Raw genomic sequence first — 24,173 nt, 5'->3', positions numbered from 1 at the left:
GTCGGCGTGAGCTCGCCCAAAGAGATGTAAGAGATGAGGTCAGGAAAAAATCCTGACCCTTTTCCAGACATACAACGGGCAGACAATTAGCTCGGGTCTTTCAGATAGGCGATTACGTCCGCCCGCTGTTGTGCATCCGGCAGGCCAGCAAAGACCATTTTTGTCTTTGGAATCACGCGTTGCGGTTTTTCCAGATACTGGAACATTTTTTCCTCGGTCCAGGTAATACCGCTATTCTTATTGGCATCAGTGTAGTTAAATCCTTCAACTGCACCTGCCTGATTGCCCATAATTCCTGCCATTGATGGACCAATGCGGTTCACCCCTGGGTCGGTGACATGGCAAGTGCGGCACTTGGTAAATACCTTTTTCCCGGCCTCTGCGTCGCCGGTCAGGCTGGCATATTCAACACCATCAAGCGTTGCTATGTCGTCGGCAGCGGGTGTTCCAGAATCAGCAGGCGCAGCAGTCGTTTCAGTTACTTCTGACGCTGGCTCTGATGCTTTTGATTCGGTTGTGTCTGCTGGCGGAGTGGATTCTGATCCTCCACCGGAACAGGCTGCTGCGAGAGCCGACAAAGCAATCACCCCTGTTAGGGTTTTGAACTTGAGCATATTGTCTCCTCTTTCCTGAATTAGATGGCATATTTGATGTGCCAGCCGTGTAGTGCAGAATTCCGAAAAATTGAAGGAAGTTTTTGGTGCTAGCAGCATATCAGTATGCAGGTGATCGGGGCTACCGGAAGTACAATTGCCTCTACGGAATCATGTGCCACCGACATACCGCCAGGCGTCAAAACTGCGATTGGGCTGTCCTTAAAGGTGTTTGCAAATCAAACAACCGACTCTCGTTCGAATATAGATATTCCTCAAGACATTGCTTGTTTTGGATCCCCCGTGAGGATTCGAACCTCAATTGACGGAGTCAGAGTCCGTAGTCTTACCATTAGACGACAGGGGAGTACCGGGGCGCGCAATAGGCCCGGCATGCAAGCTGGTCAAGGTTTTTCAAATCCGCGAGATGGCGGGTCGTTTAGCGCTAAACTCTTGCACATCGAACGCCCCGGGGTTATCTCTACAGTCAAGTACCGGCGGTATTACCCGATCCGGAGAAATATAAGAGTAACGGTTATGGTGGATGAATCATCCCCATCGCCGCAACGACAGGACGGCGGAAAACCGGCAAAGACGGCCCGCCCGAAACATGCGGCGACACATAAAAACGGGAGTCGAAATGCGCCTCCCTATCGAAATAATGGTGCTCGCTGGCCCAAATTGCGGTCTTATGCGGCGATTGATCTAGGTACGAACAACTGCAGGCTACTGGTCGCAAAACCTTCTGCTGATGGTTTTATCGTGACCGATGCCTTTTCCCGCGTCGTGCGGCTAGGTGAAGGCTTGGTCGAGACAGGGCGGATCAGCAACCGCGCGATGGACCGGGCTGTTGCGGCTCTTTCCATCTGTGCCGACAAACTGAAACGCCGCAATGTAACACTGGCGCGTTCCGTGGCGACAGAAGCATGCCGACGGGCAAGCAATGGCGACAAGTTTATCGACCGTGTGCGGCAGGAAACCGGCATTGCGCTTGATATCATTACAGCCGAGGAAGAAGCGCGTCTTGCCGTACTTGGGTGCCAGATTTTGCTGGAACCGGGCAAGGGGCCAGCTTTGATATTCGACATTGGCGGCGGATCAACAGAATTGGTGCTGGTCGATACATCCGGAGCGGCCCCCGAAATCATCGATTGGCTCAGCGCGCCGTGGGGCGTGGTCTCGCTGACCGAGAGCGAGAAATATGATGGCAGCGATGCGAAGGCGCGCGAACAGGCCTATTCCAACATGCGCGCACGGGTCACTGACAGTTTTGCGGAATTCGCCAGTCGCTTGCCATCTTCCGACAATAGTGATTTTCGCTTGCTGGGCACCAGCGGCACCGTGACCACGCTGGCCAGTCTGCACCTCAAACTGCCGCATTATGACCGAAAGGTCATTGATGGTTTAATTGTGCCAGCCGAATCAATGCGCGACATCAGTGCTATGCTGGCGGCATGTTCTCCAGAGGAACGTGCGGCGATACCCTGTATCGGCAAAGAGCGCGCAGATCTCGTGGTCGGTGGGTGTGCCATTCTCGATTCCATCCTCGACATCTGGCCTGCAAGCCGGGTCGGTGTAGCTGATCGCGGGATTAGGGAAGGTATATTGCGTTCCTTGATGTCCTCCAACGAAAGGGTGCGGCGATAATGAAGAGGAAATCGCCATGAGCCGGGGCAGGTCGGGACAACGACAGCGCGTAAAAACCGCCAAGGGCCGGAAAATCGGCTCGACACGCTGGTTGGAACGGCAGTTGAACGATCCGTATGTCAAACAGGCGAAAGCGGATGGTTATCGTTCGCGTGCAGCCTATAAGATATTGGAACTGGACGAGCGTTTCAAATTTGTCCGCAAGGCCAAAGCCGTCGTCGATCTTGGTATTGCGCCGGGCGGTTGGGCCCAGGTCATCCGCAAGTTCGTTCCGCAGGCGAAGATTGTTGGCATCGATTTGTTGCCGGTCGATGCAATCGAAGGCGTCACCATCTTTGAAATGGATTTTATGGATGACAGCGCGCCAGACAAATTGATGGATGCGCTGGGCTGTGCGCCTGATCTCGTCCTTTCTGACATGGCTGCCAACACGGTCGGGCATCAGCAGACAGACCATCTGCGTACCATGGGCCTGGTGGAGGCCGGCGCCTATTTTGCGATTGAAAACCTGCAGGAAGGCGGCGCTTTTGTTGCAAAGGTCCTGGCCGGCGGGACTGACAACGAATTGCTGGCCATGCTCAAAAAGCATTTCAAGACTGTCAAACATGCCAAACCTCCGGCAAGCCGCAAGGGTTCATCCGAATGGTATGTGGTGGCTCAAGGTTTCAAGGGACGGTCGGAAACCGCCTGAAAAGCCAATGGCGGCGAAGTTTACAATGTTTACTGTGTCCTTTTAGCGATATCTATCCAGTCGACTGCCGTTCAAAGTTCACACAATTCTCATAGTCGCAAGTGCAAGAATAGCGTGCAGGGATGATATTCAAAACTGAGAAAGAGCTGGTCAGTTTTTATCACAAAGCGTGGTTTGTAGGAAAGCGTCGAGAATGGCTGATACCGGGCGCGACCGGCTCTCACCCCGCGATTTACCCGACACGCTCACTCTCAACCAGGCCTCAAACCTCGGACTATTTAGACCCGCGTGCCTTGGCGATCATATCCTTGATACCATCATAGCCGACCGCGCCGACTTCGGTCTGATTGCCCACCACAAAGGCCGGTGTTCCGGTAAACTGAAGCTTCCGGGCGACCTCGATGTTGTTCTGTAACTCCCGCTGAGCCTCTGGCGTCGCAATAAACTTGCGGGCTGCGGCCATATCCAGGCCGACTTCCTTGGCCGCGCTTTCGATTGTTGATGGGGTAGGGCGTCCCGTAGCGAACATGGTTTTGTGGAAGGCGTAATATTTCCCTTGCTTGGCGGCCGCCAATGCCATCAGGGCTGCGTCATTACTCGCTTCGCTAAGGATAGGCAGTTCGCGAAACACAACCTTGATATTCTTGTCTTCTTTCAACAGCCGGTCAATATCGGCCGTCGTCTGTTTGCAATAGGGGCAGGCAAAGTCGGAATATTCGACAATGATAACATCACCATTGGGGTTTCCCGCAAAAGCAGCTCCCGCAAAAGGCGCTTCGATATCGGAGCGTATTTCATCAATTGCAGCAGTCTTTTGCCTAGTCTGCAATATCTCGACAGCTTCGGGAATGATTTCCGGATTTTTGAGAATATAGTCGCGGACAATGGCCTCGATGGCCGCCTGTTGTTTGTTGTCAATGCCCGCCGCCAGTGCGGCCCGCGCAGTTTCGTCGCTGGCGGACGTTCCGCCTGTTTGCATGAACCAGACGGCTGCAGCCGCTGCTATGGCCAAACCGCCACCTGCCATAATCATCCACTTTCTATTTGTATTTTCCACGTTCTTCCATTCCAAAAGACGAAGCCTCCTTGTCGAAGCTTCGTCCCTTTGTCCACAATTGTTACAGGGGAGTTTAGATTTTGCCTGTCAGCGTTGCTTGCAAACCAGCTTAGCGACGACGCCGGTCTGACCGTTCAAATTCATTTTTCGCGATCAGAGATATGTCCTGCGCGCGGATCCATTCCGGTGTGTTTTCCTTGATTCCTGCCATAGCGATTTGCGAGCTGCGGATCGCACTGCCGTAATTGCGCTGCAGCAGGGCACTTTCTGCGGTCGCCAATTGCGCGCGCGCGGTATCGCCTTGTTGGGAATAGACAACGCCTAGTTGATACCAGGCGAAAGGATTACGGTTGTCCTTAACGACGGCGGCCTTCAGGACCCGCTCTGCCTCTTCAAAATGCGTTTCATCCTCCGTTGCAATCAGTGCATGGCCGAACAGGCTGGCGATCAGAGGCTGGTTATTGGTCAGGCGTACGGCCTTTCGAAGTGAGGCGATAGCCTCTTTCGGTCTACCGGATTCCAGCAGGATCTGGCCGTGCAGTTCCAGAAAATAGGGATCATTCGGCGCATCTTTGAGGAGATTATTGACCTCAAGCAAAGCGCGGTCGGGATAAGCGCTTTTATGCCAGGCATAGGCGCGTGCATAACGGGCAGGGATACTCTGGTCGCTTTCCGGGAATTTGCGCAACGTGGTCGTCGGTTCATTGGTGAAACCAAGCAATTTTGCCTTAACACGCTGAAAACGTTTTTCAATTTCCGGATCTGGCGGTGTGTCCCATGCCGGATCGGCCTGGTAGACGTCTCGGAGCAGCGTCACGCGCTCGCCAGAGAGCGGGTGGGTGCGGCCATAGCTATCCTCTTGCGGAATGCCGAGACGGAACTCATAATTTTGCAGCTTTTTGAAGAAATCAATCGAACCCCGACCAGTGATCCCAGCGGCGGAAAGATAGCGTGCGCCAGCGGAGTCTGCTGCCCGCTCCTGCACACGGCTAAAAGCCAGGAATTTACCGGTCGCAGCCTGCTGACCTGCGGCCAATATCCCGGCGCCTGCATCGCCAGCACCTGCGGCAATGGCGGCGGCACCCAGGATCAGGCTGAGAATGGTAATGCCGGTTGCGGTCTTGATACCCTCATCAAATCGGATGATATGACCGCCGGTAATATGACCCAGTTCGTGTGCCATGATCCCCTGAATTTCGACCGCACTGTCGGCGGCCTCGATCGTACCGGAGTAGAAAAACATGCGCTGTCCGCCCGCGACAAAGGCGTTGATCTGGCTACTGTTGATCAGGATAACTTCGACATCTTTTGCATCCAGTTCGGACACTGCGACCAAAGGTGATACCATATCGCTGAACAGCGCTTCAGTCTCGGCATCGCGAAGAATGGATTGCGCGGCAACCGGTTGAACGGTGATCGCGACCATCGCGAGAAACGCGGTGATGAGTTGTCCGATGCGGGAGAGAGAAAGGTGAGCAAACGGTTGGCGCTTGGTATCATTCGGCGATGACATAGATTTCCTTCGGGACGTCCTCTGGATGAAGTTCTGGCAAATTCGCTTGTCCATTACCACAAACAGAGTGAACCTGCGATGAAATCTATCTATTCCTCTGCAAACCGGAATTTGTTCGGCAATGGCCAAAACGGTCGGGATGGGATTATGGGCCTCTGTATACAGAGGCCCATATTCAAGCAATTAATCGCCAACAATCAACCAAAGGTCCGTTGCCACCATCCGCCGCGCGGCGATTCCGCCTTCTGGTCGGTTTTATCTGCCGTATCATCGGTTTTTTTAGTGACCTTACTTTCCTTTGCAGCGCTCTCATCAACTTTTTTTGCAGCCGACTTCTTCGCTGTTGTCTTTTTGGCGGGGGCCTTCTTGGCTGGTTTTTCAGCGGCTTCCGTGCCGTCCGCATCAGCCTTTTTGGCCCTTGAACGAGTCGTTTTTTTTTGCCGCCGGTTTTTCTACCTTCGCGTCATCGGTCGTTTCCGCCGCTGCATCTGATTTTTCAGCTGATGCTTTGGTTTTGCGTGGTGCGCGGCGACGCTTTGGCTTCTCTTCGTCGTCTTTCGCTACACCGTCATCGGCGGCTGGTGCACTGTCCGTTTCATCAACTGGCGTTTCCGCTTTCTTGCGTGAGCGGCTGGTCCGCTTCGGTTTTTCCGCTACCTCAGCATTGTCATCGGAACCAGTCTCTGCTGCTTTTTCATCATCCGACTTCCGGTTGCGTCCACCTCTGGAGCGTCGCGATTTTGGCTTTTCGCCATCATCGCTGCCTTGCTCTGCGGTTTCCGTTTTACTGTCTTCGTCGGACTGTTTATCGGCGGCTTGGTTGCCGTCACCTGTTTCGACCTTGCTTTCGTTGTTACGATCTCCGCCGCGTCCTCGACGTCCGCGCCGCCGCCGCCGCTTGCGGGGACGTTCTTCTGCCTCTTCATCCGGTTCAGCGGTGTCGACAATATCGTCATCATCTTCATCGACAATCGGTTCGAATTTCGGAACATTTTTGGGAGGGCCGCCAGAGCCTTTGACTTCCATCCGCGCGCCTTCAGTTTCTCCATCAGGTGTGATCTCTACTGAAACGCCGTAACGTTTTTCAATTTCATCAATCTCGTGCCGCTTGCTGTTCAGCACATAGATTGTGGCTTCCTGGCTGGCCGTCAGCGTAATCTGTTTGGCTTTGCCTTTGGCCGCTTCTTCTTCGATCAGACGCAGGGCTGAAAGCGCAGAAGAGGACGCCGTACGGACAAGTCCTGTACCTTCACAATGCGGGCAGACCTTGGTTGAAGCTTCCAATACGCCGGTGCGCAGGCGTTGGCGACTCATCTCCAGCAATCCAAAGCTGGAAATCCGGCCCACCTGAATGCGCGCGCGATCATTTTTTAACGCGTCGCGCATCGCGCGCTCGACCTTGCGGATATTGCCGTGACGATCCATGTCGATGAAATCGATAACCACTAGTCCAGCCATATCACGCAGTCGTAATTGGCGCGCAATTTCCGCGGCGGCTTCCAGGTTAGTCTTGACCGCTGTCGCTTCAATGCCATGTTCCCGCGTGGAACGACCAGAGTTGATGTCGATGGACACCAAAGCTTCGGTCGGGTTGATCACCAGATAACCGCCGGACTTCAGCTGAACCTCGGGCTGATACATGGCCGAAAGCTGATCTTCGACACCATAGCGCTGAAACAGCGATACCGGGTCGGCATAGCTTTTTACGCGGCGGCTGTGGCTGGGCATTAGCAATTTCATGAAGTTTTTGGCCGCTGTATAGCCATCTGCGCCCTCGACGAGCACTTCTTCAATTTCGCGATTATAGATGTCACGGATGGCGCGCTTGATGAGATCACTGTCGCTGTGGATCAACTTGGGGGCGACTGCACCCAATGTATTCTCCCGAACCTCATCCCACAGCCGGGCAAGATAATCGAAGTCGCGTTTGATTTCCGGTTTGGTCCGCGACAGGCCTGCAGTGCGAACGATGCAGCCCATTGTGTTGGGTAGATTAAGATCGGCGATGATCGATTTTAACCGCTTGCGATCACCGGCATTGTTGATTTTCCGGCTGATACCGCCGCCATGAGACGTATTGGGCATCAGCACACAATAGCGGCCGGCCAGGCTCAGATAGGTGGTGAGAGCCGCGCCTTTATTGCCGCGCTCTTCCTTAACGACTTGCACCAAAACAACCTGGCGGCGCTGGATAACATCTTGAATTTTGTAACGCTTGCGCAGGGCCATGCGCTTCTGGCGCGCCTGATCGCTGGCTTTGGCTACGTTTTTGCCGCCACGACCACCACGTCCGCGGTTGCGGCCCTTACCGCGTCTGCTGCGACCTTTGGCTTCGGTTTCTTTGTCGCTGTCTGCCGATGCATCGTTATCATCGTCGGCTTCGTCTTCAGCTTCACCGTCTTCCTCATCGCCGCTATCTTCATCGCCATCTTCGTCGTCGTCACTGTCATCGCCATTGGTATCTTCGGCTGGCACTTCGCCTTCGGTGACATCAATTGTATCGACGCTTTCGTCTTTCTCGACTTCAACCAGTGCGGTATCCAGCTCTTCGGTCGCTTCGCTGCGCACCATGTCTGCCGGTGCATCTTCTTCCTCTTCCTCTTGAGCGCGCAGGGCCGCTTCTTCGGCGGCATGCTCGGCTTCCTCTGCGAGCAGGCGTTCGCGGTCTTCTTTTGGAATCTGGTAATAGTCGGGATGGATTTCGCTAAAGGCCAAAAACCCGTGACGATTTCCGCCATAGTCGACAAAAGCGGCCTGTAGCGACGGTTCGACCCGCGTCACTTTTGCTAGATAAATATTGCCTTTTAGCTGTTTATGTTCGGAAGATTCAAAATCGAACTCTTCAATTTTGTTCCCTTTTACGACCGCCACCCGGGTTTCTTCCTGGTGGCGCGCGTCGATTAACATGCGCGTTGTCATTCAATATACTCCTGGCATGATGCGGCGGGAATGCTCCCGGCGGGACCATGCAATATAAAAGGGACGACGTCTTCTTGCGCGCTGCCGAAATAGGGGGAGCGGGCGGCGTCATCCGGTTAATTTCAAATATCTCTGAAAAAAATGTGTCTGCGACAAATGCATGGCCCGGGCCGTTAGCCAGGGTCTTTCCGTCCATAGAAACGCTTCCCTGTGGAAGAGTTTCGGAGCCGGAGATGTCATGCCTCATGTCGCTTCAACCTGTATATGCTGGATAAACATCCAGCTTAGCTCGTGCCGTTTTTAAAATTTCTGACGACACAGATGGGGTGCTAGCACCGCAATAGCAAATCGGCAACACAAACTATCACCGTATCGGACCACCGGCATACTATCGTTGCGAATAGGGGTTAAGTTCATCGCAAATATAGTAAAAATGCTGTTAACCAAGTCATTTTACCGGCGCTTATAGGCTTATCCTTAATAGGGTTTTTACCGCGTTTTGTGGTGGGAAACCGAGGATGATGCCGCCGATATGAATTTTAACTGGACCGACATGGCTGGCACATTGCATAAGGCGGCCATGCCATTCGCAGCAATTTTAGCATCCTCGCTATTGGCCCTGAACCCTGCAGGTGCGGGCTCTGTAAGCCGTATCGATAGCAGCGATGGTCAGATAACTGTTTCTTTCGACGGTCTGGTGGAGGGTGCGTCGACATTCTCTCTAGTTGGTCCCGATCGCATTGCCGTAGACATCAAAGGCGGCAAAGCCGGGCGTGGCGGCCACGCTGAAGGGATCGTAAAATCCGTGCGTCAGGGGCAGTATGACCCTAATACGGCGCGGATCGTTTTCGATCTCGATCGTCCTGCAGTCATTACCGGAGGCAGTTTTTCCGCCGATGGAAAAAGCCTGAAACTTAGCATGCAATCAGTTGGCGGTGCTGCGATCAAGAAGGGGCGTAAGTCCTTCTTTCCGCCGGTTAAATTCCGGGCCGAACCCCCGAAGAAAACCTACAGCGTGAAGGTGCCCCTGGGAAAACCGCAAGACACTGTGGATCTCCCGAAAATCAGTGGTCCTGATGACCCAAGCCGGCCGCTGGTTGTTATCGATGCGGGCCATGGCGGCCATGATCCGGGGGCGATTTCTCCGCATGGCAGTCAGCGCGAAAAGAACATCACTCTCGCCATTTCACGCGCTGTTCGCGATCAGCTGGTTGCCAGTGGCCGGGTGCGTGTGGCGATGACACGCGACAGTGACAAATATCTTGTGCTCGAGGAGCGTTACGGCATCGCCCGCAGGCTGGATGCGGATCTGTTCATCTCTATCCATGCCGATGCTGCAGGCAATGAATCAGCCGCTGGCGCTACCGTATATACCCTTTCCGAAGTGGCATCTGACCGGGAAGCGGCCAAATTGGCAGCACGTGAAAATCGGTCGAATATCATCAATGGCGTCAATCTTGGCGGGTCAAATCGCGACGTGTCATCGATATTGATCGACCTGACCCAGCGCGAAACGATGAATGTATCCGCCGATTTTGCAAAGCTGCTGATCCGCGAAGGGCAGCGGATGATAAAGTTCCGCACCAATCCACATCGCTTCGCGTCTCTGGTGGTATTGAAAGCGCCTGACACACCGTCGGTTTTGTTTGAAAGTGGCTATCTGACCAACAAAGAGGATGTCGAACTGCTGAGCTCCCGTGCCGGCCAGTCGAAGGTTGCCATTGGTATCGCCAACGCAATCGAAGCACATTTCGCGCGGAAACTGGCACAGCGCGGATCGCAAAGCTCTGGTGCGGGGTCCAAATAGCGGATATCGTAACACTGACTTTTGTAACATCATGTGTCGGTAAAGTTTTTCGTCGATATTCTCTGGAAAATGCTCCTGATACTGCTAGATAGCGCAGTATATGGTCGAAAATACACCCGATAATCAAGGCACTAGCGCGCCCGAAAGTCTTGCCTACAAGCTGGAACGCAACACTGGCGGTTTTCTCAATCGTGTTGAAAAACTGTGGGAAAATCGTTGGTTTCGGCTGTTTCTGGCCTTTGTCGCATTATGCTTGCTGGGCTGGTTGCTGATCTGGGTTATTTTCGCTCGCGACCTGCCTGATGCGAAGACCCTTCAGCAATATGAGCCGCCATTGCCCACAATGGTGCGCGCTTACGATGGCGAACCGGTTCACAGCTATGCCCGTGAACGCCGGGTACAGTTGGAATATGCCGAATATCCTGCGCTATTGATACGCGCTTATCTGGCCGCAGAAGACCGGACATTTTTTGAACATGGCGGTCTCGACTATCCCGGCATCGCAACAGCGATTGTGACCAACATCTCAAGCAGCGGACGGCCGGTCGGTGCATCCACGATCACACAACAAGTTGCCAAGAACCTGCTTTTGACCAATGAGGTTTCCTATCGCCGCAAGGTACGGGAGGCTTTGCTGGCTTACCGGATTGAAGAGGTTCTGACCAAGCAAGAGATTCTGGAGCTCTATCTCAACCAGATATTTCTTGGCCGGAACGCTTATGGTGTGCAGGCCGCTGCTCAGGCTTATTTTGGCAAGGACGTAGATGAACTGGCACTGCATGAAATGGCGTATCTGGCGATCCTGCCCAAGGGGCCGTCCAACTATCGGCCTGAAAATAACGAACAGCGCGCTATTAACCGGCGCGATTGGGCATTGGGTCGGATGCTGGACAATGATTGGATCACGCAGGAACAGCATGATCTGGCAGTTGCCCAACCTTTGGGTGCGATCCGCTCTCGCGGTGCGCGCTTTCAGCGCGTTGGCGGCTATTTTATCGAGGAAGTCCGGCGCCAGTTGATCGAGCAATTTGGCGAGAATGAGGAAGCCGGACCTTATAGCGTTTATTCCGGCGGCCTGTGGGTTCGCACGTCGTTGAACCCCGAATTGCAAGACTATACCAAGGTTGCTCTGCGCAATGGCTTGCTGCGTTATAGTCGCGGCAAAAGCTGGAGCGGACCGATTAACAAGATCGAGATGGATGATCAGTGGGCGCAGCGCCTGGCCTCAACTTTCATCAATACTGACCATGCTGACTGGCGCATCGCGGTTGCTTTGAACCGTTCGGGCAATGGTGCTGAAATCGGGTTTACCGATGGCACAACCGGGCGCATCGGGAACGCGCCGAGTAAGCTGGCCGCAGGTGATATTATCGCGGTAAGCCCGGCCGGTGGCAGCAGCTATGTGCTGCGCAATGTTCCCAAGGTTTCGGGCGGAATGGTGGTGCAAAACCCTCGCAACGGCCGGATATGGGCAATGCAGGGCGGGTTTGATGACCGGATGAGTTCGTTTAACCGCGCAACGCAGGCAGAGCGCCAACCGGGTTCCACAATCAAGCCGTTTGTTTATGCCACCGCGCTGGACCAAGGCATGACGCCAGCGACCATCATTGTCGACAGTCCCTTTTGTGTTTATCAATCGGCGGCGCTCGGCCGCAAATGTTTCCGCAATTTCGGCGGCTCTCGCGGGGCAGGAGAGCAAACGCTGCGTTGGGGAGTGGAGCAATCCCGTAACCTGATGACCGTACGCGCCGCAAATGATGCGGGAATGGACAACGTGGTAAAGACCATCAAGACAATGGGTATAGGCGATTATAAACCCTATCTGGCTTTTGCGCTTGGCGCCGGTGATACGACCGTTGAAAAACTGACCAATGCCTATTCCATGTTGGTAAATCATGGACGGGAACTGCAACCTACGGTCATCGACTTCGTGCAGGACCGTCAGGGCAAGGTCATTTTCCGTGCCGATAAAAGGATTTGTGAAGATTGTAATCGGGATGATTGGGACGGCGAGGCAATGCCGCGTCCGCGTCCGGCCGGGAAACAGCTTATGGATCCAATGACGGCTTATCAGATGGTCAATATTCTTGAAGGTGTGATCACCCGCGGTACCGCGCAGAATCTGAAAAGCCTGAACCGTCCGCTATTTGGCAAGACCGGAACAGCAAGTGGTCCTACCAACGTTTGGTTTGTCGGTGGCTCCCCAGATATGGTCGCTGGTGTTTATATGGGCTTTGACCAGCCTGCTAATATGGGCGGCTATGCCCAGGGCGGTACTTTGGCCGCACCGATTTTCAAGGAATTTGCTCAAAAAGCCATGGCTGGAATGCCAAAAACGCCGTTTGTTGCGCCGCGCGGTATCCGTATGGTCAGGGTGGACCGAAAGAGTGGCAAGCGGGTCTTTGGCGGCTGGCCGTCCGATGACCCCAGGTCGGCCGTGATTTGGGACGTATTTAAACCGGAAACCGAACCAAGGCGATCCATCCGCAAGGAAGAACTGCTGGCACGTCTGGAAGCCCAAAAGGCACAAATAAGAGCCGCGAAACTTGCAGCACGCGAACGTGATGCCAACAACCGCAACCGGCCAGCACAAAATGATGCTGACTTCCTTCAAGATGAGGGCGGAATCTACTAGCAGCGGCAGTCCGCGAACCTGCAGCGCTGGTGATGCACCGGTGCCACAATTTACGACGAACGGTGATAGAATCACCCAAAATCGGCCCATTTTGCGATGGGCCGAGTTGCCATCTTCTTGAAATAATCAGGCGCATGCCCAATTCACGCGAGCGGGGCAACACCGAACAGGGGTTTGGAGTTGAATATGCGTAGTTCGTATAAACTATTTGCAGTCCTTGCCGCAGGAACGTCTCTTGCGTTCAGCGGTGCCGCACATGCCGGAGAGCCTTATGTAGGTGCATCGGCAGGACTGAATTTACCAAGTGATTCAAAAAATCGCGGAGAATTTGAAGGCGATGTAGCAGCAACGGCTGACTTTGACGCTATTCCATCGGGTACTGATCTCGATTGGACGACAGAGCTCAATAACGGCCTCGATCTGAATCTGTTGGCTGGCTATCGTTTTGACAATGGCTTCCGGGTGGAACTGCAAGGCTTTTACAACAAGGCCAATGTTGATTTGCATCGGGATTTAGCCGTTGGTGGAACCGTGATTGACGGCTTAGATTCCGCGATACTGACCCGTGGTGCCGCCAATGCGGCCAATCCCACCGTAGGTGCGGTATTGAGTACCGATGACGGCCAGATCAAAAACTATGGTCTGTTTGCCAATGCTCTCTATGATTTCAAGATCAGTGAAAGTCTCGTGCCTTATGTGGGCGCGGGCGTTGGCTTTACCAGACAGGATGTCGAATATGCGCCATCGGGAATCGATGTGGTTGATGATAAGAAGACCCGTTTCGCCTATCAGGGTATAGCTGGTGTGACTTACAGACTGAGCCCGTCCTTCGAGCTTTTCGGTCAATATACTTATCGTGCCACGGATCGCGGCGACTATGATGTCAATCTGTTGCCCGCGACTTTGGGCGTGAAGAGTGAGCAATCATTGTTCAATGTCGGCTTCCGCATTCCTCTTGGCGGCGGTAACTAGTTTCGGGTGATATTTCCCCGATAATATAGAAATATGCGCGCCGTCCGAACGACTATGTCCAGGCGGCGCGCATTTTACGCGTTTCCCTGCTGACAGCGGCGAAAACCCCTGCTATCGGCGCGGACATGACTGAACGTTCCCATATTCGTAATTTCTCGATCATCGCGCATATTGACCATGGCAAATCCACTCTAGCGGATCGCCTGATCCAATATACTGGCGGTTTGACCGAGCGCGAGATGAGCGAGCAGGTGCTCGACAATATGGATATCGAACGGGAACGCGGTATCACCATCAAGGCACAGACGGTGCGGCTCAACTACACTGCTAAAAATGGCGAAGCTTATGAGCTGAACCTTATGGACACACCGGGCCACGTCGATTTTGCCTATGAAGTGTCGCGCAGCCTGGCCGCCTGCGAAGGCGCACTGCTGGTGGTTGATGCGGCACAGGGCGTTGAAGCCCAGACGCTCGCCAATGTGTATCAGTCGATTGAACATGATCACGAGATTGTTCCGGTGCTCAACAAAGTCGACCTGCCTGCAGCGGAACCAGAACGGGTCCGTACCGAAATTGAAGAGATTATCGGTCTAGATGCATCCGAAGCGGTGCTGGCTTCGGCCAAGTCCGGCATTGGTATCGAAGACATATTGGAACAGGTTGTCGAGAAAATACCGGCACCGGGCGGCGACCGCGATGCGCCGCTGAAGGCCATGCTGGTCGATAGCTGGTATGACCCTTATCTGGGCGTTGTCATTCTTGTCCGTGTGATTGACGGTGTGCTGACTAAGGGACAGCGGATCAAGTTCATGGCGCAGGGCACCGAGCATCTGGTTGACCGAGTTGGTTGTATGCGGCCGAAGATTGAGCAATTGCCGGAATTGGCTGCGGGTGAGATCGGTTTTATTACAGCGCAGATCAAGGAAGTATCCCAGACAGCAGTTGGTGACACGATTACTACCGTTAAAGGCGGAGCGGAAGAAGCATTGCCGGGCTTCAAAGAAGTGCAATCCGTCGTGTTCTGCGGTCTCTTCCCGGTCGATGCCGCGGATTTTGAAAAGCTGCGTGAAAGCATTAGCAAACTGCGGCTTAATGACGCCAGCTTTACCTTTGAAATGGAAACCAGTGCCGCGCTGGGACAGGGGTTCCGTTGCGGTTTCCTTGGCCTTTTGCATCTGGAAATTATTCAGGAACGCCTGACCCGTGAATATGACCTTGACCTGATCACCACCGCGCCATCTGTGGTTTACCGAATGGTGATGAATGATGGATCGGAGCAGTTTCTCCACAATCCCGCCGACATGCCGGATGTCGTGAAAATATCCCATATCGAAGAACCGTGGATTGAGGCGACCATTTATTGCCCGGACGAATATCTCGGCGGTATTTTGAAACTCTGTCAGGACCGGCGGGGCGTGCAGAAGAATCTGACCTATGTCGGAGACCGCGCGCAGGTCGTCTATGAGTTGCCGCTCAATGAGGTCGTGTTCGATTTCTATGACCGGTTGAAGAGTATCTCGCGCGGCTATGCGAGCTTTGACTATCATCAGGTTGGTCTGCGGACGGGCGATTTGGTCAAGATGAACATTCTCGTCAACGGCGATCCGGTTGATGCGCTCAGCATGATCGTCCACCGTGAAGCTGCCGAATCACGCGGACGTCATATGTGCGAGCGGCTTAAGGATCTGATCCCGCGCCATCTTTTCAAGATCCCGGTGCAGGCGGCGATTGGCGGCAAGGTCATAGCCCGCGAGACAATCGCAGCGATGCGCAAGGATGTGACCGCCAAATGCTATGGCGGTGATATCAGCCGAAAGAAGAAGCTGCTCGACAAGCAGAAAAAGGGTAAGGCCAAAATGCGTGAATATGGCAATGTCAGTATCCCGCAAGAGGCGTTTATTGCTGCTCTGAAAATGGGTGATGAAAGCTAGTTAAGCACCTATAGTATATATATTATTGAACACGCATAATGCCCGGGGTGCAGGGCTTGCGGGCTCAAATACATATACGAAGCTTTTTACTTTTCTAACTCGCAAGCCTTGATCTTGCCTGGCAGCAGCGCTTTGCCTACCGGGCGAAAGCGTGCGAAATAGCCGCCAAGTTCCGGTCGCTCCATAAAGCCGATCAGCTGATAACCAACCGCTTCAAATTCGCAGAATAGCTGTTTGGGCCGAATACCATGCTGGACAAAGGGGCGATCGACATCGACAACAATCACTTCGCCGCCATCATAGCTGCCACCATTTATATCCCGGCGGATGGAAGGACGCAGCCGTGACAGAAAAGCGTAAGGTTCCCGCACCTCATGGTACATATGGACCAGAAAAATACGGTCAAAGCTGTCTTCGGGGAGGCGCGGATCATCTGGCGCACCCAGCTTTATGGAGACATTGTCCAGCGCATCGCGAGCGACTCGATCGGCAAGCCGTTTTATTGCGTCCTTGTCGATATCCTGTGCCAATACCCGTCCCTCGGCACCGACTCTTTCAGCCAACCGGACAGTATAATAGCCTTCACCAGCACCAATATCAGCAACTGTCATGCCGGGTTCGATTCCCGCAGCCTTCATGATTTCTTCCGCTTCACCAACCTTGTCGCGTGCGGTTTCGGTCGACCATTGATTGCCAGCAAGTTCGGATACCGGCCGAGACGCCGGCGGATAGGCCAGCGCGGTTTCCGGACGGTTGGCATCAGCATCGGGTATTCGTTTGCACCCTGCCAATGGAGTGGTGGCCGCCAATGCAGCAATTGCAATGACGGGCAGAAAGAAATGATTGCCAGTAAAAATACTCATGTTGAAAGATTTAGGCGAGGGATGCGACGGGGGCAATGGGGTTAATGGATGTTGGGATCGTAAATGCGGTTGAACGCGGTTCTTGGACTGCCGATGTCCATTTGGGTGCAGAAACGGACATCACTTCTAGCTTAAATAGTGCAGCCTGATACCTATTGAACCTGGCATAAGGCTGGCTTGATGAAATTTTGGTTCATCATAGGCGCTTTTTGCGTGCGAAGTGCCGTAGCCTTCCGAGGGATATCCACCTGACAGGTCAAAATTCTGATTGCCATTTTCATCATGGAATACCGAAATGGCATAAGGCTTTTCGGCAAGGTCCGGGAAATTGACGGTCAAGGAGCCCTCCTTGGCCGGCGGTCCCTTAAACCCGACAGCGCGATCATAATCATAACTATTGAACGCCTCCGCACTATCAAATAACGCGATGTAGATTTTGCCGTGACTATTGCGAATGCCGTTGATCGACACTTGCATTGTCCTGCCAGAAGGTGCCTGCAATTGCTCTTCTTGCTGTGAAACCTGAACCGGTTTTTCCGATGGTTCTTGTTGCCTGGTCTGAGAGGAGACTGGCCCAGTGTTTTCCGCCGCAATAGCATCTGTACCGCTGGCGTTGGCAGGCGATATCAGACTGGCAAGCCAACCTCCACCAAGGACGATGGTTGCGGTTGCAGCAACGGCAGCGATACGTTGTTTATTCGTTGGCATGGAAATATCCGTTTTTCAGATTTGTTAGTGCGATGATCGGTCTTGTGCGACTTTATCCGGTTCAAATTCCGGTGGACCGAAGAAATAGCCGAGCTTGTTGCGCCATCCCTTTGCTGTGATGACATTTTCGGCGACGCGATAAATGCCGTGAAAAAAGGCGATCAATGGATTGTTGCTGTTGATCGGCTTGACAAGACCGTAAACGACAGGCGCTTTCTCTTCGGCAAAGGTGCCAAACATCCTATCCCAGACAATGAATATTCCCCCATAGTTGGTGTCCAGATATTCAGGGTTTGAGCCATGATGGACGCGGTGATGGGAAGGTGTATTGAAGATCAGTTCAACCGGGCGCGGTAGTTTCTTGATCGTCTCCGTATGCAAGGCTGTTTGATACAGCTGCACCATGATCTCGGCAAAAGCGACCACAATCGGATGGAACCCGAGCAGAACCATGATCACGGTCCCGAACATCGGCCAAAGCCCATCCATCGGACCAAAGCGATAGGCCACGGAAATGTTGAAATGCGGTGAGCTATGATGAACGCTATGTGTCGCCCAGGCAAAGTTGAACCGGTGCATGCAGCGATGTTCCCAATAGTATAGTAGATCGGCGACAATGATGCAGATAGCGATCGTGGCCAGATTGGTATCAATCTCGAACAGCGCAAAATCCTGCGATCCGTAAACAAAGACATAGTAAAGCCCGCCTAGCACCAGAAAATTGATGCCAATGAACATGGCAAGTGTGATGTAGTTGGTAATCGTGTCGCCGATGATATCCCAGTTGAGACGTCCTTTCATACGATAGCGAACGAATTCCAGCGCGAGGAAGATCAACGCACCGACGAAAAACCAGTCGTTGATCATGGCATCCCAATATTCAACCCAAGAGGGGTCGATGCTCTCAAACAGGAAATCCAAATTTTTACTCCGAATCTTAAATTATCAGACTTGATAATATTGAAATAGAGAGTTACATTAAATTGTCAATGTTGATAATTTAATGGAGATTCCATGCCGCGTCCTGCACTGAAAGAAGAACGCCGCGAACAAATTCTGCAGGCTTTTGAGCGCTGTGTGGCCCGTTATGGAATAGAAGGTGCAACCCTGGAAAGGATTGCCGAAGAAGCGAACCTGGCACGGGCGTTAATCCGCCACAATGTCGGCAATCGGGACGATCTTGTGCTGGCCTTGATTGAGCGGTTTTTTGCGCGCTCGGATGATCAATGGGCAGCGTTGACTAAGGCTCTTCCCGAAAAGAACAAAACCAAAGCGCTGATCGAGTATCTGTTCGATTCCCGTTACAGCGACTCCCAACTGGTTCTGCTAACCGAAGCGCTGATTGCCGGAGGAGCGCAGGACAAGCAACTTGCCAAGCGACTGCGCGACTGGATCGATCAATCTCTTGACGTGATGACAGGCATCATAAGGCAGGATTTCCAAAAAGCGGCATCAGACAGGGTGGAAGCCTGTGCTGCTGGAATCCTGGGCATCTATTTCAACGTCGATAGCTTTGCCCTGATCGGCGATATGTCCCGTTTGCGCGGTGCATCCAGGGCCGCCGCCCTGGCTTTGGTAGACAATCTTGAAAAGGGAATGAGCCGATGACATTACTACCTCGCAAAGCCTATGTCGAAATGAGTTGGCAGAAGCGCGAGAAATCGAAAATTTTTTCCAACAGCTGGTCCTTTGCGGCACTGGGAAGTCATCTGCCAAAAGAAGGTGATTTTCGAGCGCTTATGTGCGGAGACTATCCGCTTCTGGTACTCCGGCTGGCCGATGGTTCCTTGGCGGGATATCACAATGTCTGTCGTCACCGCGGGACACTATTGGTGGAAGGAGGCGAAGGGAATATCGGTAAAGCCATGATCTGTCCATATCATCGCTGGACCTACAGTCTGAACGGCCAACTCCGGGGAGCACCGAACATGTCATCATGCTTCCCGGATATGGATCGCTCAAAGATGGGATTAAAGCCTGCATCAGTTGGTGTGTTTCAGGATATGATTTTTGTTCACCCCGATCCCCAGGCAGATTTTGAAAGCTGGATCGCACCTATCGCCGATAAAGCCTGGCCTCATGATTTGAGTGCAAGCGATCTGCGGGAAAGCAAATCGCTTACCTACGACATGAAGTGCAACTGGAAGGTGTTCGTCGAGAACGCCATTGACGGCTATCATCTGGCCTATCTGCATGAGAATACGCTCGGTGGGCCAACGCCTGATGAAAATATCTGGGAGCGATATGGCGACCACATGATCTGGTATGCGATGGATGAAGAAGGCGTCCGCCACTCGCTACCCGCCAAAATACGTAAGGAATTTGCTGATTGGTGGTCAAAACCGGTGAAATCAGCTGAAAATATTGAATTTGGCGGTGTCTATTTCCTTTTCCCAAACATACTGATTACCGCGACGCCCTATAGTTTTAGCCTGTCATGGCTTGAACCCGTTTCTCCCTCACGTTCTCTCCTTCATGTCCGCCATTGGGCTGGCACAGGACAATCACGGGACGAACGCAAATTTATTCCCGGTTACAATGGTGACAGTGACATTATCTCATCCGACAACTGGAAGCAGCATCCGCTTGAAACCGGGGATTTTCAGACCGAAGACGTTTGGATTTGTGAGCGCAACCAACGCGGACTGGAATCGCCTGCGTTTGAAATCGGTGCGCTGGCCGAAGGACCGGGTGCAGAGGAACCGATCAGATGGTTTCATGAAACATTGGCTGAAGCGATGTCTCTTTAGTGTCTACTTCCGCAATAAAGCCGACCTTCCCATCAACCTTTGTAATTTTTCCCGATATAGCGGGTCAGCGGTGTATCGCTTTTGATCGTCGGACCACGCGGATTCATTGTGTCGTAGACGACTGCATTTTCCAGCACGCGTTTGACGTAATTGCGGGTTTCGGAAATCGGTATGTCTTCAATCCATTTCAGCCAGTCGATACCGCCTTGCCGCGGGTCGCCATTGCGCCGCAGCCATTTGTTCACATTGCCCGGCCCTGCATTATAAGCCGCAGCGGCCAGCGGATAGCTGCCGCCATAATAGCTCAACATCCGCTGAAAATAACTGCTTCCCAGCCGGATGTTATATTGGGGGTCGCCGGTCAGACCGGACAGATTATAGGACAATCCTATTTTGCCGGATTGTTCTCGCGCAGTGCCGGGCATCAGCTGCATCAGACCGCGCGCACCGGCATGGCTGATCGCGCCTTGTGCAAACTGGCTTTCTTGCCGCGTGACCGCGTGAATGATGGTCCATCTGCTCTGATGACCGGAAGGAACTGGCATGGTCGGGAAAGAGGTTTCATCAATGGGGCCGACGCCTGCGCCAAGCGCGCTAATTCCCTTGATCACGCCAAGATCACGGGCACCGATACGCTTTGATAAGTCACTGATCAACAAATAGTCTTTTGGACTGTCGGCCTCATAGGCCAAGGCGCGGTGGAAACGAATTTGTTCTTTCCATGGCCCAGTCCGTGTGGAGGCCTTTGTGGCAATGACCAGAGGACTCTGGTCATAGGTGCGCCGGTCTTCGTTAGTGATCTCGATGGCCGGTTTCCGGTTAAATGTGGGAAGGGATCGGCCCAAACGTTCCAGCGACAGCTGACCGTAAAAATGATCGGGGAAGGCCGCGGCCTTCTCAAAAAAGCTTGTTGCCTCAGCGGTTTGTCCTGCTTCGGCGGCTGCACGACCAGCCCAATAATAGCCTTTGGAGCGGATGTTGGGACTGTTATAGGAACGCGCATAACGGTCAAACATCGCGACCGCCTTGGACGGATTACGCTGACCCCAGAGGGCGGCATTGCCGGCCAGCCAGGTGAGGTCGGAATATTTGTCACGGATCCGGCTGCTCTGCGCTGCAATATCCGTTGGCCCGGCATAGGCATCGTCGACTTTCGATGCGATGTTATAAGCGACTGTCCATTGCCGGTCGTTATATGCAGCGCGTGCATTGATCAGATTGGCTTCATACCATGTGGCGATCTGGGAATCGCTAGTGGGTCGGATCCGCAATTCCGGCCGGTTGGCCATGAGCCGGCGCGCATTGTAGCTTTGCCCCTTATTACGCAAATAGCGTGCGCGGTCGGCTATATAGCCGGCATCATACTGGCCCAGACTATTGACGGTTCCGGCTTTCGCATTGGCATCCGGTGCGTTGGTCAGCTGGGCCAGGCGGGCGGCAAAAACCGCGCGGCGCCCGGATGATGCAAAACCGAGCTGCCGAGCTGCATCCTGTGTCGCCCGTGCCCATAAAAGCGCATCCATCCTGGCATCATGATCATCCACTGTGAGGGCGGAGCTAAACCGGCTGAGCAGGGCTGCTTCATCTTCGTCGGTCAATGTACCGCCACGCCATGCCTGCTGCGCCATCGCATTGGCTTTTAGCGTTTCCCCCCTGGATTGCAGGGCAACGGCATATTTTGCCGCCCCGGCATTGGTTAGCGGTGCGAAGCGGTCAAAAAAGGCAATCACCCGGCCAGCGGAGAAATTGTTGATATCAATTGCCTGCTCTGCATTGCGCTGCATACGCGCGCCGTCTGGCCAGTCAGGATAAGTGACAAGAAAACCGGCATAATCTTCAAAAGAATAATTGTCGGATTGCGTCAAAACACGCCAGCGTTGCAGGCCGAGTACGGCATTTCCACCAGTGGGGTCGGACAGTGTCGCACCGCCGCTTTGCTCTGCAGCCATGCATGTTACTGGTGTTAAAAGCAGGCTTGCGAGAATAATTCTTGATACCATACTGGACATTTTGGGGGTAGGCTCCTTATCAGGCGCTGAACGAAGAACTATATCATTGTTAAGCTTGAGTAAGCCTTGGCAATTTCTTAGCCAAATTTAAAGGAGTATTTCCATGTTTTCCGGCTCAATTCCGGCCCTGGTGACTCCCTTTCGCGACGGATCGTTTGCGGAAGGTGAATTTCGGGCCTTGGTAGACTGGCAAATAGAGCAAGGTAGTAGCGGTCTGGTCCCCTGTGGGACCACCGGTGAGTCCTCGACTTTGTCCAATGCCGAGCATCATCGTGTTATCGAAGTGTGCATCGAACAAGCCGCCGGACGGGTGCCGGTCATTGCCGGTTGCGGTTCCAATGACACCACCAACGCCTTGCTCCATTTGAATTTTTCCAAAAAATGCGGCGCAGCGGCCGGACTGGTCGTGGCGCCTTATTATAATCGGCCCAACCAGGAAGGCATTTACGCCCATTTTGAGACACTGACGACGAAAAATGACTTGCCGCTGGTGCTATATAATGTGCCTGCGCGCACCGTGACGGATATATTGCCGGAAACGGTGGCGGCATTGTCCAAACTGCCAACTGTGATTGCAATAAAGGATGCCAGCGGTGAAATTGACCGGGTTACCGATCACCGGCTTGCCTGCGATGATGATTTCTGCCTGTTGTCCGGTGTGGATGAACTCTCTCTCGCCTTTAACGCATCTGGCGGTGCCGGATGCATTTCGGTGACTGCCAATGTTGCGCCTAAGCTATGCGCCGAATTTCAAGCGGCTTGCGCTGCTGGCGACTATGAAAAAGCGCGTGAGTTGAATGACAAGCTCTATCCGCTTCACAAGGCGATGTTCGCCGATGCATCGCCCGGGCCAGTGAAATATGCCTTGTCCCGGGTCGTTGACGAGTTTCCGGTTGATTTGCGCTTGCCGATGACGCCGCCTTCCGATGCAGCCCGCAAAGCCGTGGACACGGCGCTGGAGGGAGCCGGTTTGATCTGATGGCGAAGCCTCGTCCTCTTGAATTTGACAAACAGAAGGTCGTCGCCGAAAATCGGCGTGCGCGCTATGACTATCATCTGGATGAGAAGTTTGAAGCGGGCATCATGCTGACAGGAACAGAGGTGAAGTCCTTACGTTTCGGCTCTGGGACTATTGCCGAAAGCTATGCCGAGGTGAAAGATGACGAGGTCTGGCTGATCAACGCCAATATCCCGGAATGGAGTCACGGGAACCGCCATAATCACGAACCGAAGCGTCCGCGTAAGTTGCTGCTTAACCGTCGGCAAATCAACAAATTTTACGGCGCCGTAATGCGCAAGGGCATGACGATTGTGCCCTTGTCCATCTATTTCAATGGCAAGGGGCGAGCCAAGATTGAGCTAGCATTGGCCAAAGGTAAAAAGGCCCCCGATAAGCGGGCGACTGAAAAGGACCGCGACTGGAAACGTCAACAGGGGCGGTTGTTACGCGAACATGGCTGATCCGAATTCACCAGACAAAGATTGGGGCGCGCGCACGATCAAGCGGTTTTACCGCTGGTTCGCAGAAAAAATGCCGACCCGCGCCGGGATGGCCAATAACCGCTATCTCAAGCCGATTGCCCATCGGTTTCTGCGATCTGATCTGTGGCGTTTTACGCGGCGGTCGGTACCGCGCGGAGTTGCGCTGGGTCTGCTGACCGGATTTGTGGTTCCACTGGGCGGCCAGACATTCGTGGCATTGTTCCTGGCTTTGCCGATCCGTGCAAACGTTCCAATCGCGGCCGTGACGACATTCATCACTAATCCCTTTACCTATCCGTTCTGGTTGGCAATTGCGAACCAGCTTGGCCGGTTTGTCCTACGCATGGATGGCATAACCAGTGGCATATCAGGGGATGGCCAGGTCAATGGTCTGGTTGAATGGACGACATGGATTATTCGGGAAGTGGGCGTGACCTTTTTTGGCTTTGTCTTGCTGGGGATCATATTTGGCGGGATTGGTTATGTGATCAGCTCTTTTGGCTGGCGTTGGTGGACGGCCCGAAAGTGGAAGAGGCGGATAGAGAAGCTCGGCCTGGATAGAGATTTCGATGGCAAGTGAAGCCCGCGATAATATC

19 protein-coding genes and 1 tRNA gene are annotated in these 24,173 nt (G+C 53.4%); 11 read left to right on the top strand and 9 right to left on the bottom strand.

Annotated features, from left to right (window positions below):
* Positions 1-86: 86 nt before the first annotated feature.
* Together AC6I9Z_RS13450 and AC6I9Z_RS13445 are read right to left on the bottom strand one after the other, a co-directional pair.
* Positions 87-614: a c-type cytochrome gene (locus AC6I9Z_RS13450; protein WP_461456286.1), complete on the bottom strand. Its 528-nt coding sequence runs from the start codon at positions 612-614 to the stop codon at positions 87-89.
* A gap of 272 nt (positions 615-886) precedes the next feature.
* A tRNA-Gln gene (locus AC6I9Z_RS13445) sits at positions 887-960 on the bottom strand.
* Between the two features lie 170 nt (positions 961-1,130).
* Between AC6I9Z_RS13445 and AC6I9Z_RS13440 the strand changes: the two genes are divergently transcribed.
* Both AC6I9Z_RS13440 and AC6I9Z_RS13435 read left to right on the top strand, forming a co-directional pair.
* Positions 1,131-2,240, top strand: coding sequence for a Ppx/GppA phosphatase family protein (locus AC6I9Z_RS13440; protein WP_461456285.1), 1,110 nt, complete (start codon positions 1,131-1,133; stop codon positions 2,238-2,240).
* 16 nt (positions 2,241-2,256) lie between these two features.
* A complete protein-coding gene (locus AC6I9Z_RS13435) occupies positions 2,257-2,931 on the top strand; it encodes an RlmE family RNA methyltransferase (protein WP_461456284.1) in 675 nt (224 codons plus the stop codon).
* Positions 2,932-3,205: 274 nt separating this feature from the next.
* Here the strand turns inward: AC6I9Z_RS13435 and AC6I9Z_RS13430 are convergent, their stop codons facing one another.
* From AC6I9Z_RS13430 to AC6I9Z_RS13420, 3 genes are all read right to left on the bottom strand, one after another.
* Entirely contained in the window at positions 3,206-3,964 is a 759-nt protein-coding gene (locus AC6I9Z_RS13430; RefSeq protein WP_497810965.1) for a DsbA family protein, read from the bottom strand.
* Between the two features lie 133 nt (positions 3,965-4,097).
* Positions 4,098-5,501, bottom strand: a complete 1,404-nt coding sequence (locus AC6I9Z_RS13425) for a M48 family metalloprotease (protein ID WP_461456282.1) — start codon at positions 5,499-5,501, stop codon at positions 4,098-4,100.
* Positions 5,502-5,903: 402 nt separating this feature from the next.
* On the bottom strand, positions 5,904-8,420 hold the full coding sequence (locus tag AC6I9Z_RS13420) for an Rne/Rng family ribonuclease (protein WP_497810963.1): 2,517 nt from the start codon (positions 8,418-8,420) through the stop codon (positions 5,904-5,906).
* Positions 8,421-8,952: 532 nt separating this feature from the next.
* Here AC6I9Z_RS13420 and AC6I9Z_RS13415 point away from each other — a divergent pair.
* The 4 genes from AC6I9Z_RS13415 to lepA all read left to right on the top strand — a co-directional run bounded on the left by AC6I9Z_RS13415 (position 8,953) and on the right by lepA (position 15,765).
* A complete protein-coding gene (locus tag AC6I9Z_RS13415) occupies positions 8,953-10,227 on the top strand; it encodes an N-acetylmuramoyl-L-alanine amidase (RefSeq protein ID WP_461456280.1) in 1,275 nt (424 codons plus the stop codon).
* 100 nt (positions 10,228-10,327) lie between these two features.
* Positions 10,328-12,862: a penicillin-binding protein 1A gene (locus AC6I9Z_RS13410; RefSeq protein WP_461456279.1), complete on the top strand. Its 2,535-nt coding sequence runs from the start codon at positions 10,328-10,330 to the stop codon at positions 12,860-12,862.
* Positions 12,863-13,048: 186 nt separating this feature from the next.
* Positions 13,049-13,834 carry an outer membrane beta-barrel protein gene (locus AC6I9Z_RS13405; RefSeq protein ID WP_109356660.1) on the top strand — a complete coding sequence of 262 codons (786 nt, stop codon included), beginning with the start codon at positions 13,049-13,051 and terminating at the stop codon, positions 13,832-13,834.
* A gap of 125 nt (positions 13,835-13,959) precedes the next feature.
* Positions 13,960-15,765 (top strand): translation elongation factor 4, encoded by a 1,806-nt coding sequence (gene lepA / locus AC6I9Z_RS13400; RefSeq protein WP_461456278.1) that lies wholly within the window; start codon positions 13,960-13,962, stop codon positions 15,763-15,765.
* Positions 15,766-15,851: 86 nt separating this feature from the next.
* On the opposite strand, the gene AC6I9Z_RS13395 is transcribed toward lepA, so the two are convergent.
* The 3 genes from AC6I9Z_RS13395 to AC6I9Z_RS13385 form a co-directional block, all read right to left on the bottom strand.
* Entirely contained in the window at positions 15,852-16,628 is a 777-nt protein-coding gene (locus AC6I9Z_RS13395; RefSeq protein WP_461456277.1) for a class I SAM-dependent methyltransferase, read from the bottom strand.
* Between the two features lie 126 nt (positions 16,629-16,754).
* On the bottom strand, positions 16,755-17,336 hold the full coding sequence (locus AC6I9Z_RS13390) for a DUF2141 domain-containing protein (protein ID WP_461456276.1): 582 nt from the start codon (positions 17,334-17,336) through the stop codon (positions 16,755-16,757).
* A 24-nt stretch (positions 17,337-17,360) separates the two neighbouring features.
* Entirely contained in the window at positions 17,361-18,257 is an 897-nt protein-coding gene (locus AC6I9Z_RS13385; RefSeq protein ID WP_461456275.1) for a sterol desaturase family protein, read from the bottom strand.
* A 93-nt stretch (positions 18,258-18,350) separates the two neighbouring features.
* Here AC6I9Z_RS13385 and AC6I9Z_RS13380 point away from each other — a divergent pair, with 93 nt between their 5' ends.
* Together AC6I9Z_RS13380 and AC6I9Z_RS13375 are read left to right on the top strand one after the other, a co-directional pair.
* Positions 18,351-18,944 carry a TetR/AcrR family transcriptional regulator gene (locus AC6I9Z_RS13380; protein WP_461456274.1) on the top strand — a complete coding sequence of 198 codons (594 nt, stop codon included), beginning with the start codon at positions 18,351-18,353 and terminating at the stop codon, positions 18,942-18,944.
* Positions 18,941-20,086 (top strand): aromatic ring-hydroxylating oxygenase subunit alpha, encoded by a 1,146-nt coding sequence (locus AC6I9Z_RS13375; RefSeq protein ID WP_461456273.1) that lies wholly within the window; start codon positions 18,941-18,943, stop codon positions 20,084-20,086. The genes AC6I9Z_RS13380 and AC6I9Z_RS13375 overlap by 4 nt, the downstream gene beginning before the upstream one ends.
* Positions 20,087-20,118: 32 nt before the next feature.
* Here AC6I9Z_RS13375 and AC6I9Z_RS13370 read toward each other — a convergent pair whose 3' ends face one another.
* A complete protein-coding gene (locus AC6I9Z_RS13370) occupies positions 20,119-22,095 on the bottom strand; it encodes a lytic transglycosylase domain-containing protein (protein ID WP_461456272.1) in 1,977 nt (658 codons plus the stop codon).
* 103 nt (positions 22,096-22,198) lie between these two features.
* On the opposite strand from AC6I9Z_RS13370, the gene dapA reads away from it, so the two are divergent.
* Genes dapA through AC6I9Z_RS13355 form a run of 3 tightly spaced genes read left to right on the top strand, consistent with a single transcriptional unit; the run spans position 22,199 to position 24,157 of the window.
* Positions 22,199-23,074 carry a 4-hydroxy-tetrahydrodipicolinate synthase gene (dapA, locus tag AC6I9Z_RS13365; protein ID WP_461456271.1) on the top strand — a complete coding sequence of 292 codons (876 nt, stop codon included), beginning with the start codon at positions 22,199-22,201 and terminating at the stop codon, positions 23,072-23,074.
* Positions 23,074-23,556 (top strand): SsrA-binding protein SmpB, encoded by a 483-nt coding sequence (gene smpB, locus AC6I9Z_RS13360; protein WP_108809722.1) that lies wholly within the window; start codon positions 23,074-23,076, stop codon positions 23,554-23,556. Before dapA ends, smpB begins: the two co-directional genes overlap by 1 nt.
* Positions 23,549-24,157 (top strand): DUF2062 domain-containing protein, encoded by a 609-nt coding sequence (locus AC6I9Z_RS13355; RefSeq protein WP_461456270.1) that lies wholly within the window; start codon positions 23,549-23,551, stop codon positions 24,155-24,157. The genes smpB and AC6I9Z_RS13355 overlap by 8 nt, the downstream gene beginning before the upstream one ends.
* Positions 24,158-24,173: the final 16 nt, after the last annotated feature.

It is taken from the genome of Parasphingorhabdus sp. (assembly GCF_059726685.1).
This window is presented reverse-complemented; position numbering and strand designations above follow the sequence as displayed.